Genomic DNA, 11,677 nt, shown 5'->3' on the forward strand with positions numbered 1-11,677 from the left:
TCCGGCTAGTCCGGCGGTCCGGCTAGAGGTCGGCCGGGTTGATCAGGAACTCTGCGGCGTCGAGCACCTCGCCGCCGACGGCGCGGTGAAGCTCGCGCGCAAGCGCGCTGACCAGGGGCTGGGCCCGCGAGCGCGCGACCCGGTGGGCGAGTGAGGGGCGTTCGAGCTCGAGCTCGAGAAAGTCCGGCGCCGCCCAGAGCACCCGGTAGGTCACGGCGCCGCCCGCGGCCCAGGGCAAGCCCGCGAGCGCCAGCGGGAGCGCCTGCTCGCCGCCCGCCTCCACGGCGATCAGGCCGTCGATGCCGAGGTCGACCAGTGCGCCGTAGCCGTCGAGCTCGTCTGGGCGGGACAGCGCCGCGACGTCGTACGCGTCCGCCTCCGCGTGCAGGTTCCGGCGCACGCGGGCGGGGAGGTCGGTCGTCCCCGGGGCGTCGTCCTCCCCGGTGCCGGGCGGCGGGCCGGCCCACGGGACGGCGCCCATCGCGAGGCGCGCCTGGGGCGCGACCCGCTGCAGCACGGCGAGCGCGGCCTGCGGCTCGAGCCAGACGTCGGTGAAGACGGTGAGGTCGATCGAGGCCTGTGGGTCGGGCACGAGGACCGCGCCCGACCCGGCGATCCGGACGGCGCCGCCGACGCGCCGGGCGGCGGAGACGAGCCACCGCACGACGCGCTCCTCGTCGCGCACCGGCGTCGCGTCGGGGAACGCCCGCTTGATGCCGTCGCGGTCGCCGCCGGGGTACGGGGCCTCGCCCCGCTCGCGGGGGGCGTCGACGAGATAGGCGGACACGGCCGACGCCGGCACGCCGAGCTGCACCGCGTCGCCCGGCTCCAGCGCATACGGGCCGATCAGCCGCGAGTGCCGCGAGAGCCGGAGCACGCCGGGCGTCGCCGCCGAGCGCCGGCCCCAGCCGCCGTGCGCCTCCTCGGGGGCCGACTCCCACGCCGCAGCGACGAACCGGCTCAGGGCCAGCGCCTCGACCTCGTCGGCTCCGATCCCGGCTCCGAACGTGAGCACGTGGCGCTCCAGCGCGGCCGGGTCGGCCCAGGGGAACGGCGGCGCGCCGGCCGGGGTGGCCACGGCGATCAGACCTCGGTGAGGTGGAAGTTCTGCCAGGAGCGCGATGCGGTCGGCCCGCGCTGGTTCTGGTAGCGGGACCCGTACTGCGCGGAGCCGTACGGGTGCTCCGCCGCCGACGAGAGCCGGAAGAAGCAGAGCTGACCGATCTTCATCCCGGGCCACAGCGCGATCGGCAGGGTCGCCACGTTCGACAGCTCGAGCGTGACGTGCCCGACGAAGCCGGGGTCGATGAACCCGGCGGTCGAGTGCGTGAGCAGCCCGAGCCGCCCGAGCGAGGACTTGCCCTCGAGGCGCGCCGCGACGTCGTCGGGCAGCGTCACCTCCTCGAAGGTCGAGCCGAGAATGAACTCGCCGGGGTGCAGGATCAGCGGCTCGCCGCGCTCGACCTCGACGAGGCGCGTGAGATCGGGCTGGTCCACCGCCGGGTCGATGAGCGCGTACTTGTGGTTGTCGAACAGCCGGAAGAGCCGGTCGAGGCGCACGTCCACGCTCGACGGCTGGACCATCGCCGGCTCGAACGGATCGAGCACGACGCGTCCGGACTCGATCTCGGCACGGATGTCACGGTCGGAGAGCAGCACGCCGCCACGGTAGCGCGATCGTCGGGCGGCTCGGCGAGATGTCTGCGCGCCGGGCGTCATTGGGTATGCTCAGTGCCGCGCGCCCCGCTTCGGCGGCGCCGTGCGGGTGTAGTTCAGTGGTAGAACTTCAGCTTCCCAAGCTGATAGCGCGGGTTCGATTCCCGTCACCCGCTCCGTGTATATCCGCAGGTCAGGGACCTGTGCGGGGAGTGTCAGTGCCTCCTGGAAGCCTCGTGTGGGTCGGTTCGTGCCATAACGTGCCATTAGACCTGTGCGGAGGAAACCGTGACCACACAACGCAGTGCGCATCGCCGGGCCAGCGGAGCGATCCGGCGGCTCCGCTCGGGTCGCTGGCAGGCCCGCTACACGGGGCCGGACGGGCTCCTACGAACGCTCGGGACCTTCGAGACCAAGGGCGCAGCGGATCTCGCGCTCGCCGACGAGACCTCACGGATGTCGCGCGGCCAGTGGCACGACCCGCACCGAGGAGACGTGCAGCTCGGGGAGTGGTTCCGGGAGTGGCTCGCCTCCAGAGCCGAGATCGCGGAGAGCACCCGCGCGATCTACCAGGGTCTGCTCGACCGGTGGATCGACGCACCGCTGACTGTCGAGCGGCCGAACGGGCGGACGCGGGTGATCCACCTGGGGGCGCAGACGTTGGGGTCGGTCACGCCTGCGGACGTGCGCACGTGGGACAGCGCGGTGCTGGCCGAGTCGACGCGGCGGGCGATCGGGAAGTTCGAGCGGGCGCGGCGGCACCCGCTTCGCGTGAACGCAGCGATCCGGGTCTGGGCGGCGGAGAACGGGTGGACGGTCGCGGCGACGGGCCGGATCGCCGCCTCGGTGCGGCAGGCTTGGCTGGAGGAGACCGGCGGTGTGCCGGCGACGGACAAGACCCCGAACCGCAACGCCGGACGAACCGAGGCCTCCCAGGCGTACCGGTTCCTGCACACCGGCATGGCGCAGGCGGTCGAGGACGGTCTGATTGCCGCGAACCCCTGCCGGGTCAAGGGCGCGAGTCAGCGGGACTCCAAGGACCGGACCGAACGACGGATCGCGTCGGTAGAGGAGATCTGGGCGCTGGCGGACGCGATGCCGGAGAGGTACCGGGCTTCGGTGATCGTGGCGTTCTGCAGTGGGCTCCGAGCGGGCGAGCTCTTCGCGCTGCAACGTCGGCACGTCGACCTCGAGGCTCGGACGTTGCGGGTGGAGCAGTCTTTGGCGCGGCCGGGGCTGGGCGGCGGCCCGCTCTCCTCCACCAAGACGAGGGCGGGTCGACGAGTGGTCGTCCTGCCGACGGTGGCCGTTGAGGCGCTCGCTGAGCACATGGCGCGCTTCACGCCGGCGGGCAAGGACGCGCTCGTGTTCGGCACGAGCACGGGTAAGCCGCTCGACAGCGGCCACCGGAGCGTCATGTTCGCTCGAGCCCGGACGTCCATCGGCCGAGAAGACCTGACCTGGCACGATCAACGGCACTCGGCAATGACGATGGTTGCCGCCGCTGGTGCGACTTTGCCGGAGCTGATGCAGCGGGCCGGCCACGCGAGCGCGCGAGCTGCGCTGCATTACCAGCACGCCGCAAATGAGGCTGAGCGACGGATAGCGGACCAACTGGACGAGGTCTTGGCTCGCCATCCGACCAATCTTGCGATTAATAGGCATTCTCTAAACAATTGATCGCCCTCAGCGCTACCGAGCAGCGTGCTACGTCAGCTTTCTGTGAATGCCTGAACCTTGAACACAAGCGCCAAATCGCGGTACCACTTGTCTGCCCCTCGGAGCGGAACGGCATGGACAATGTTGGCATGCGCAAAGTCACGCGGGTGTGGCGGCGGATCGCCATTAGGGCATGGGTCATCGATGACCCGGAACGGATTCGGATCGGGAACATTTGATCTGGAGAAAGCCCGAATTGCTTCCACTGTGGCGGCCGCGACTTGCCAATCCGGCCGGTCGGCCTCAATGCAGTCGGCTCGGGCCAGTCCGCCGGCTGCAAGCACCCCCTCTTGGTAGACTGAACATTCCTTATGCGTAGGCTCCGAGTCCGGTTTCGCATCCCAGCGAAACGCTGAACTTCGAAGACGTGCCGGTCGCCCTGCCTCGTCTACAGTGCACCTAGTAAGGTCGTGCGGGTTGTATCTCCTCAGCACCAAGGCAGTCGCGATGACTTCATCCCCTTTCGCCACTCAGACTCCAAGATTTCGGCCTTGCGACGATGTTTCCGCCCATAGATTTCAGCAGTTGGGCGAGTTCAGACTTGAGATCCTCAGGCAAGTTCCCAGGCGGCACTTCGGCGTCGAGCAGCACGGCGTCTGCCTTGTCCAGCGCAAGCACAAAGCACGCTCCAGATTCGTCGAATAGCGTCGACACAAGGTTTCCATCCACAAGCCACTGAATCTCAACGGACCCGCTCGGTGTGGCTCCAACCTGCGGAGTTGGCCCGTTGTCGATGACCAATGAGCGAATCATCGTTTCGAAACTCTCTAGCGCCTCGCCTGTCGGGGTTGCGTCACCCCCTGCCCGAACCGCAGCTAGACGGGTCTTTGCAAATCTTTGCAATTCGAACGCAGACGCCTGGGTGGAAGTATTGATCACTCCCGATAGTGCAGCCGACCGATAAAGCGCTTCGTCTTCGTTTGGACGGGTCCCCGAAGAAAGAAATCTTTGCATTTCGAGTACCGCACTGCTGAGCGCCGAAGCGAACTGCGAGCGCCTAGGTCTGCTTTCAGAATCTTTCGTCGCGGAAGAGGTCATTGCGGTAGCCTATTCCATGCACTTTGCTTTGACGGAGTCACAATGCTTGCAAAAGTATAGGAAGCCAGGCCATGTGCGGCGTCCATCGCGGCCTGGAGGTCTTCCTTTCCGGCATCTAGCAATACTCGAGCGGTAACTGTAAATTGGAGACGTCTGCGTTCGTCGGGTCCGAACTGCGTCTCTCCTGCAACGTGAAGTTCCGCCGTGAAGGGGTCCGACTCAGACGCCGTCACGGCCCGAGTCAACTGAAATCCCATCTGACGCGCGACTCCGGGCAAATGTTCGTTGGCGTCTTGAAATATGGTCAGGTAATCCTCAGGCCGGTCGCTTCCTGTCATCTCAACCGCATTGACGTAGGTAAACTCGGCAAGCGTCGGTCGGGGAAGCGGCCACGCATTCGCTTCGGCAAAACCGGCCATCAGATCCCAGAGGCGAAAGAGTTCTGGCCGGAGTTTCTCCTGATAGCCCGGGTACGCCCCGATCGTCTCGCTTTTCCGCCAATTCAGAATCAGCCGGTCAGCCTGCGTCTGAACCAAAAGGCCGTTTTCGACTGCCGCCGCCCATACTCGCTTTGGCGCCTCTCCGATGAAGAACATATTCTGCGGTACATTGCCTACGGGAGTCGGCGGCGCGCCCGGTACGTCGCTCACATTCGGATAATCGGCATCCCAGACTTCTTGCAGTCGCATCAGCCGATATAGATCGAGGCCTTCAATCGGCGCGAATTCGAGAGCCATCGCCGATTCGATCACTGGCGGGTTCGCGAATTTCGGATGGTGTTTGGGCTGATACCAGGCTGCCAACATGGCGTGATCTTAGGCTCTTGAGTGGCGCCAGCAACAGCCAACGCGCTCGGCGGCCGGGTGACAAGGTGTCGATTGCGTAGGTGGCTGCTCGAGCTCCGAGTGAACAGAGGGAAGTGGTTACAGGCATTCCCTCAGTTCACTCGTCTTGCACGCTGTGCTCGAACGACGCTGACGCGGGCGGGATGACGGAACCCGATCCGCCGTCATCGACGGCCGATCCGTGCGCGCGCCGTCGTCGGCCCCGTCATTGCAGGCGACATCGACATGCCCCGACTTCGACCCGGCGGCTGACGCCCCAGTCGCACGCGCCGTCGTGCTCGCTCGGGCTCGCGGGCGACGTCGAGCGCGCGCGGCCCTCCGACTCACTGGCCCGAGGTGCTTGAGATCCGAGAAGGCACGGTCGGGTTCGCCGCCCGCGTAGACGGTTCCGCTCGCTGCCTCGCGTGTTGCAGCCAATTCCGCGTACCTGCTCCTAGAGCGACTCCGGCGGGAGGGGAGGTAGAGGTCGATGATGTCGGTGCACAAGCTCACCGGACGCGATGGCGTGCGCTACCTGACCCGCCAGGTCGCTGCCGGCGACGTCCCGCTGGAGCCGGGCGCGTCACTGACGGCGTACTACGACCAGACCGGCAACCCGCCAGGGCGCTGGTACGGCTCCGGCCTCGCCGGTCTCGGCGACGGAACGTCGCACAAGCTCCTGCCCGGGGCGCCGGTGAGCGAGGACGCGATGCTCGCCGTGTTCGGCAAGGGCCACGACCCCCTCACCGGCGAGCCCCTCGGGCGCCCGTTCCCCCAGCACACCCAACCGTCTCCGACCGCCGACGGCGCGGCCACGGCATCCAGGAGACCGGCGCCGCGGGCGGTGGTCGGGTTCGATCTGACCTTCACGGCACCGAAGTCGGTGTCGGTGCTGTGGGCGTTGGCCGATGACGCGACCCGGCAGAAGATTCACGCCGCCCACAGGGCTGCCCTGGCCTCGGCGCTGGAGTTCGTCGAAGCCAAGGTGGTCCGGACCAGGGTCGGGGCCGGGGGTCGCCGACAGATCCGCACGAACGGGATGCTCGCGGCCGCATTCGAGCACTTCGACACCCGCGCCGGGGACCCGAACCTGCACACCCACGTCGTCATCGCGAACAAGACCCAGGGCCCCGACGGGCAGTGGCGGTCTCTCGACGGGAAGACCGTCCTGGCCGCAGCCGTGACTGTGTCCGAGTTCTACGACACCGTTCTGGCCGACGAGCTCACCCGCCGGCTCCCCCTCGAGTGGGAGATGCGCGACCGCGGGGAGCGGCGCAACCCGGCGTTCGAGATCACCGGCATCGGCGAGGACCTGCTCGCGGAGTTCTCCACCCGGTCCGGACAGATCCACGACGCCGAGCTCACCTGGGCCGCCGACTTCCACTCCACCCACGGGCGGGCGCCGTCGCGCACGGAGACGATCAGGGCTCGGCAGCACTTCACCGTCGCCACCCGCCCACCCAAGACGCTGCACCGGCTCAGCGACCTCTTCACGGAGTGGGCGAACCGGGCACGGGTCCTGACCGGGCTGGCGCCCCGTGACCTGGCGACCCGGGCGCTACGAGGCCAGTACGGGCGCGCACTGCGGGCCCGCGACGTCGGCCCCGAAGTCCGCGCTGCCCTGGTCGCTCAGACGATCGCCGACGTCTCCGAGCGGCGGTCGGTCTGGACCACGTGGAACCTCGGCGCCGCCGCACTGCGCTCCTCCAAGCTGCTGCGGATGGCCGACCCCGCCGAGCGGCGAACCCTGCTCAACGACATCACCGGCGCGGCCGCGAAGACCTGCATCCAGCTGGACGACACGAGGGATCCGGAGTCTCGGCGGATGGGTGAGGAGCTGTACACCTCCGTCGAGCTGCTCGAGGCGGAGAAGGTGCTCCTCGACGCCGCCGAAACCACCGGAGCCCCGCGGCGGACCTCGTACGACCTGCAACGACCGGACGTCCAGCGGAGCATGGCCCGGCTCGAGGGACTGGCGGCCGACCAGCGGGCCGCGGTGGAGGCGATCCTCACCTCCGGACTCGTCCTCGACGCCCTTGTCGGAGCCGCCGGATCGGGCAAGACCACCACCATGGCCGCGCTGACATCCTGCTGGACGAGGAACATCGGACCCGTCGTTGGGCTGGCCCCGTCCGCGTCGGCCGCACACACTCTGACCAAAGCGCTCGACGCGCCGTGCGAGACGACCGCGAAATGGTTGTGGGAATCGACCGGCACCGGCGCCGCGACCCGCGCCGTCGCGTTCGCCCGCCTCGAGGAGCTGAAGCCTGCCGCCACCAGCTACGGCGAGCTGGAACGAATCCGGCGCGCCCAAGAGCGGCTGCGCGCCGACCAGGACCAGTGGCACCTCACGCCCGGGCAGCTCGTCATCGTCGACGAGGCCTCTCTTGCCGACACCCGCACCCTCGCCGCCCTCGTCACCCAAGCCGAGGCCGCACAGACGAAGGTGTTGCTCGTCGGGGACCACCTGCAACGCGGATCCGTCGACGCCGGAGGGGCGTTCGGGATGCTCGCCCGCCGCGGCCCCACCGCCGAGCTCACCACCCTGTGGCGGTTCACCCACGCCTGGGAAGCCCGCGCCAGTCTCGAGCTCCGCCACGCCCAGCCCACCGCCCTGGACGCGTACCAGGCACACGGCGCAATCAGCACTGGGACCAGCGAGCAGATGCTCAGCGACTCCCTGGCCGCCGCCACCACCGCCCGCGAGAACGGCCGAGTCGCCATCCTGCAAGCAGTCGACAACCGCACCGTCAACGCCCTCAACGCCCGGGCGCACGCCGACGGCGTCCTCGCCGGCACGATCACCGGTCGCGGCGTCACCCTCGGCGACGGGCTCACCGCCGGGGTCGGGGACCGGATCGTCACCCGCCGCAACAACCGCCGCCTGCGCACTCCCGACGGGTACGTGCGCAACGGCTCCTTCTGGGACATCACCGCGGTCCTGCCCGGCGGCGCGATCCTCGCCCGACCCGCCCCGCAAGGCGGCACCGGCTCGCCCGACCAGCCGAGCGTGCGATTGCCAGCGTCGTACGTCCGGGTGCACGTCGACCTCGGCTACGCCACCACCACCGCCCGCACCCAAGGCATGACCGTCGACGAGACCCACACCATCGCCGCCGCCGGCATGGGCCGCGAGGACCTGTACGTCGCGATGAGCCGCGGCTCCGACCTCAACAGGGTCTACGTCCTCACCGACACCCACGACGACGACTGCGTCCCCCGCGCCGGTGAGGCACCGTCCGGCCGAAACGTTCTTGACCAGATCCTCGCCACCAGCCATGTCGAGCTCACGGCTACCGAGACCTGGGCTGCGAACCACCCCGATGCGCCCGTTCCGATTCTGGCGACGAGGGCGAGCAGCGAGCCGGGGCTGAGCCGTTCCACCCACCGTCTGTCCCAGCCCACGCCGGTACCGGTCCGCGACGGACCGGTCCTTGGAATCTGACCCGCCCGACCGAAGCAGAGAGAAGGAGCGCCATGACCTCCACCATCGCCGATCCGTCGCGGTCGGAGTTCCTAACCGTCTCCGAGGCGGCCGAAGATCTGCGCGTGACAGAGCGCTTCATCCGCAAGCTCATCGCCACGGGCGACCTGAGCGCGGTCAAGGTCGGGAGCCGGTTGGTACGCATCCGACGCGCCAGCTTGGAGGACATCCTGAGGCCGGTGCGAATCGTTCCTCAAAGTCCGAGGCGTCTGAGCTAGCACCCTAGATGCGTCGCGCGTCGCGCCAGCTTCTGTCAGCAGTGGCTGCAACGATGCATCGTCCGAACAAGACCGGCGAGGAGTAGACGTGCCAGAGACATGGGTTCAGGTCGCCATAGTCTTGACGGTCGTGATGCCCGGCTTTGTGTACCAGGTAAGCCGCCGACGGGTGGGCGGCCCCGACCCCGACGAGAGAGAGTTCGGCGTCCGCGTGCTCCGCGCTATCGCGGCCAGCGCAGTCTTCGCAGGGCTCTACGCGGTGATCCTTGGACCGAAGGTTGTCTCGTACGCGCGCGATCCGTCGGAAGCCCTTGTTGACGTGCAACTGATTGGCGTCGGGTTTCTCGTGACGGTCGTGGCCATCCCGTGGCTCACGGCTCGCGTCGTCTTCTATGTACGCACCGCGCGGTGGTTCGTGGCCGCGGCCGATTGGACGCTCGACCGACTGAGGCTGCGACGGCCGTGGAACCCCACGCCGAGCGCTTGGGACTTCGCCTTCGAAAAGGCCAAACCCGGGTGGGTCCGGGTGCGCCTCTCCGACGGATCATGGGTCGGCGGTTGGTTCGCGGACCACTCCTTCGCGAGTTCGTTTCCCGAACCGCAGGAGCTCTACCTCGAGGTCGGGTATGTGATGGACACTGACGGCAAGTTCACGGACGACATCTCCGCCCCCGCTGGCATGATCATCAGATGTCAGGAGGCTGTTGTCGTGGACTTCATCCCCGCGGACACTGACAATGGAGAGGAGGAGGCGTGATGGCCAAGCAAGCAGCGAGCGGGACGCGCACAGCGGGCAGATGGGTGGCCCCTTCCAAAGGCGGTTACTCGGCTGAGTCGAGCTCCGGGACGTCAGTCAAGCGTCCACCGACTGCGCCGAAGAACGGTGCATCCGCGTCAGGGAAGTCTTGACAGTGGACTGGGGTAGGCAGGTCCGAGGCCATCCTGATCAGTCCAAGTCGGAGTCGGACCAATCGAGCTTGACGGCGGGCTATGTGCCCGTCGCCCGGGTAACCCCCGCCCGTCGACCTCCGCCACCCAAGTCAACACCCGCGTCACCTCCTACTGCGAAGAAGTGAAGGCAATGGCCGACGAGAGCCACCGACCCAGCGATCGTCCAGGTTACGAAGAGAAGGGCTGGACGCCGACCGCTGCAACGCCCCAGCGCCCACCGGCGCCGACATCCACGCCTGCGAGCCAACCAAAGAAGTAGTAGGCCGGCCGAGTAGTAGTCGCCACCGCCCTTCCAGCACGCCCCTACGGTTCTCAATCCGTTCAAAACGCGTGCTATCAGCGCCTTATGGCATGCCATAACGTGCCATAAGGGGGTTCAGAATCGTGCTTTTCGGTTCATCTTCGTGTACCCTCAAAACCGCCTGACCTGCACTTATACCCCTGCGACCAGGGCGAAAATCGCGCAACAGCGTAGTTCCCAAGCTGATAGCGCGGGTTCGATTCCCGTCACCCGCTCCGCGTTTGGGCAGGTCACGGGGTCGCGGCGGCCGGTGACAGCTCACCAGATGACAACTGACGCCAGTTCGGGCCATTCCGTTATGGCCCGCGATCGCCAATTCGAGCCCCGTCGGCACCATGAGTCGGGCACACGCCCCGTCACGAACGTGACCGCCGCCACCGGCTCGCGCGCTTCACCCACACTGATCTGCGACGATACTCTCGGCCCCACCGATTGAGATCTGCTGGCCTGTTTGCCTCCGGGCTGAATGCCAGCATTTCAGTATCGAAAGTCCTCGCAAGCCCTGGCCGCACGCCTGCGCGAGCGATCAACCGTGATCTGCGGCAAGCGATCGACGAGAGTGTCGCGGACGACTTCACGCCGACCGGCGACCGCAGAAGCGCGTCACCGCACCGCGCTCTGCATCTTCGGCCAGCTCGCTATCGCCCACCGCACGTCAGCTGGCGCGTGGTTGAAGTCCATGCCCGAGACGAGCACGCAGGTCAAGTGGCCACGAACTCATGAGCCAGACCGTCCACGAAGTCCTGAGACTTCACACCAGGCCGGCAGTTGCACCGTTAGACGGACAGTCCCCACTCAGTGGGGGTCTCAGACCTCACCCGGACTTGTGCCGCTACTTGGCGGACCCCTTCGACCGCGTCAAGAGCGTCTCGGTTTTGTCTCCGTCGGGGGCTGCAGCCTTGGGAAGTCCGTCAGGTCGAAGCCGGTGCGCCCACCCGTGAGCCAGTGGTCAAGTTCGGCGGCAGGGACGGGGCGGCAGATGAAGTAGCCCTGTGCCTGGTCACAGCCCAGCCGCGCAAGCTCGGTGAAGGCGGTGAGCGTTTCGACGCCTTCGGCGACGATCCGGAGGCCAAGGCTTCGGGCCAGCGAAATGGTAGAGGCGACCAGTGCAGCGGCGCGAGCGTCATCGGCTATGGGGAAGACGAAGGACCGGTCAAGCTTGAGCTCATCGATCGGTAGATCGCGAAGATACGGCAGCGTGCTGTAGCCGGTGCCGTAGTCATCGATGGAGATCTGAATGCCGGTGCTCCGCAGCTTGGTCAGGACGGCCCGCGCCTGAGTGCGGTCGGCCAACAGAAACTCCTCAGTGATCTCGAACTGTAGGGCGCTGGACGGAAGGCCTCGCGCTGCGAGCATCGCAAGGACCCGATCCGGCAGGTCAGCGTCGCCAAGTGAACGCGCGGAGAGGTTTACCGCGACGGTCAAGTGCTGACCCTGGACTGCCCACGCTGCGGCTTGGTCAAGGGGGGCAATCACCCTCATCTGA

The 11,677-nt window shown here is 67.5% G+C and carries 9 protein-coding genes and 1 tRNA gene; 5 read left to right on the top strand and 5 right to left on the bottom strand.

What is annotated here, in order from left to right; genetic code table 11:
• Positions 1 to 22 precede the first annotated feature (22 nt).
• Together J4E96_RS19155 and dcd are read right to left on the bottom strand one after the other, a co-directional pair.
• A complete protein-coding gene (locus J4E96_RS19155; protein WP_227423619.1) occupies positions 23 to 1,078 on the bottom strand; it encodes a hypothetical protein in 1,056 nt (351 codons plus the stop codon).
• A gap of 5 nt (positions 1,079 to 1,083) precedes the next feature.
• On the bottom strand, positions 1,084 to 1,659 hold the full coding sequence (gene dcd, locus J4E96_RS19160; RefSeq protein WP_227423620.1) for a dCTP deaminase: 576 nt from the start codon (positions 1,657 to 1,659) through the stop codon (positions 1,084 to 1,086).
• A gap of 102 nt (positions 1,660 to 1,761) precedes the next feature.
• Between dcd and J4E96_RS19165 the strand changes: the two genes are divergently transcribed.
• A tRNA-Gly gene (locus tag J4E96_RS19165) sits at positions 1,762 to 1,832 on the top strand.
• Positions 1,833 to 1,944: 112 nt separating this feature from the next.
• Complete coding sequence (locus tag J4E96_RS19170; RefSeq protein ID WP_227423621.1) at positions 1,945 to 3,336, top strand: tyrosine-type recombinase/integrase; 1,392 nt, start codon at positions 1,945 to 1,947, stop codon at positions 3,334 to 3,336.
• A 492-nt stretch (positions 3,337 to 3,828) separates the two neighbouring features.
• Here the strand turns inward: J4E96_RS19170 and J4E96_RS19175 are convergent, their stop codons facing one another.
• On the bottom strand, positions 3,829 to 4,413 hold the full coding sequence (locus J4E96_RS19175) for a hypothetical protein (protein ID WP_227423622.1): 585 nt from the start codon (positions 4,411 to 4,413) through the stop codon (positions 3,829 to 3,831).
• Entirely contained in the window at positions 4,410 to 5,219 is an 810-nt protein-coding gene (locus J4E96_RS19180; RefSeq protein WP_227423623.1) for a TIGR04255 family protein, read from the bottom strand. Before J4E96_RS19180 ends, J4E96_RS19175 begins: the two co-directional genes overlap by 4 nt.
• Positions 5,220 to 5,730: 511 nt before the next feature.
• Between J4E96_RS19180 and mobF the strand changes: the two genes are divergently transcribed.
• The 3 genes from mobF to J4E96_RS19195 all read left to right on the top strand — a co-directional run bounded on the left by mobF (position 5,731) and on the right by J4E96_RS19195 (position 9,696).
• A complete protein-coding gene (gene mobF / locus J4E96_RS19185; protein WP_227423624.1) occupies positions 5,731 to 8,682 on the top strand; it encodes a MobF family relaxase in 2,952 nt (983 codons plus the stop codon).
• Positions 8,683 to 8,714: 32 nt separating this feature from the next.
• Entirely contained in the window at positions 8,715 to 8,939 is a 225-nt protein-coding gene (locus tag J4E96_RS19190; RefSeq protein ID WP_227423625.1) for a helix-turn-helix domain-containing protein, read from the top strand.
• Between the two features lie 88 nt (positions 8,940 to 9,027).
• Positions 9,028 to 9,696: a DUF6338 family protein gene (locus J4E96_RS19195; RefSeq protein ID WP_227423626.1), complete on the top strand. Its 669-nt coding sequence runs from the start codon at positions 9,028 to 9,030 to the stop codon at positions 9,694 to 9,696.
• Between the two features lie 1,353 nt (positions 9,697 to 11,049).
• Here J4E96_RS19195 and J4E96_RS19200 read toward each other — a convergent pair.
• The gene (locus J4E96_RS19200) at positions 11,050 to 11,673 is read right to left on the bottom strand and encodes an EAL domain-containing protein (RefSeq protein ID WP_227423627.1); all 624 of its coding nucleotides are present in this window, start codon (positions 11,671 to 11,673) and stop codon (positions 11,050 to 11,052) included.
• Between the last annotated feature and the right edge of the window lie 4 nt (positions 11,674 to 11,677).

The organism is Pengzhenrongella sicca, from assembly GCF_017569225.1.
Classification (GTDB): Bacteria; Actinomycetota; Actinomycetes; order Actinomycetales; family Cellulomonadaceae; genus Pengzhenrongella; species Pengzhenrongella sicca.

Excerpts from the sequence above, each read along its gene's own strand:
- J4E96_RS19175 (WP_227423622.1), bottom strand. The coding sequence starts at position 4,413 with ATGACCTCTTCCGCGACGAAAGATTCTGAAAGCAGACCTAGGCGCTCG.
- J4E96_RS19190 (WP_227423625.1), top strand. The coding sequence starts at position 8,715 with ATGACCTCCACCATCGCCGATCCGTCGCGGTCGGAGTTCCTAACCGTC.
- mobF (WP_227423624.1), top strand. The coding sequence starts at position 5,731 with ATGTCGGTGCACAAGCTCACCGGACGCGATGGCGTGCGCTACCTGACC.
- J4E96_RS19200 (WP_227423627.1), bottom strand. The coding sequence starts at position 11,673 with ATGAGGGTGATTGCCCCCCTTGACCAAGCCGCAGCGTGGGCAGTCCAG.
- J4E96_RS19180 (WP_227423623.1), bottom strand. The coding sequence starts at position 5,219 with ATGTTGGCAGCCTGGTATCAGCCCAAACACCATCCGAAATTCGCGAAC.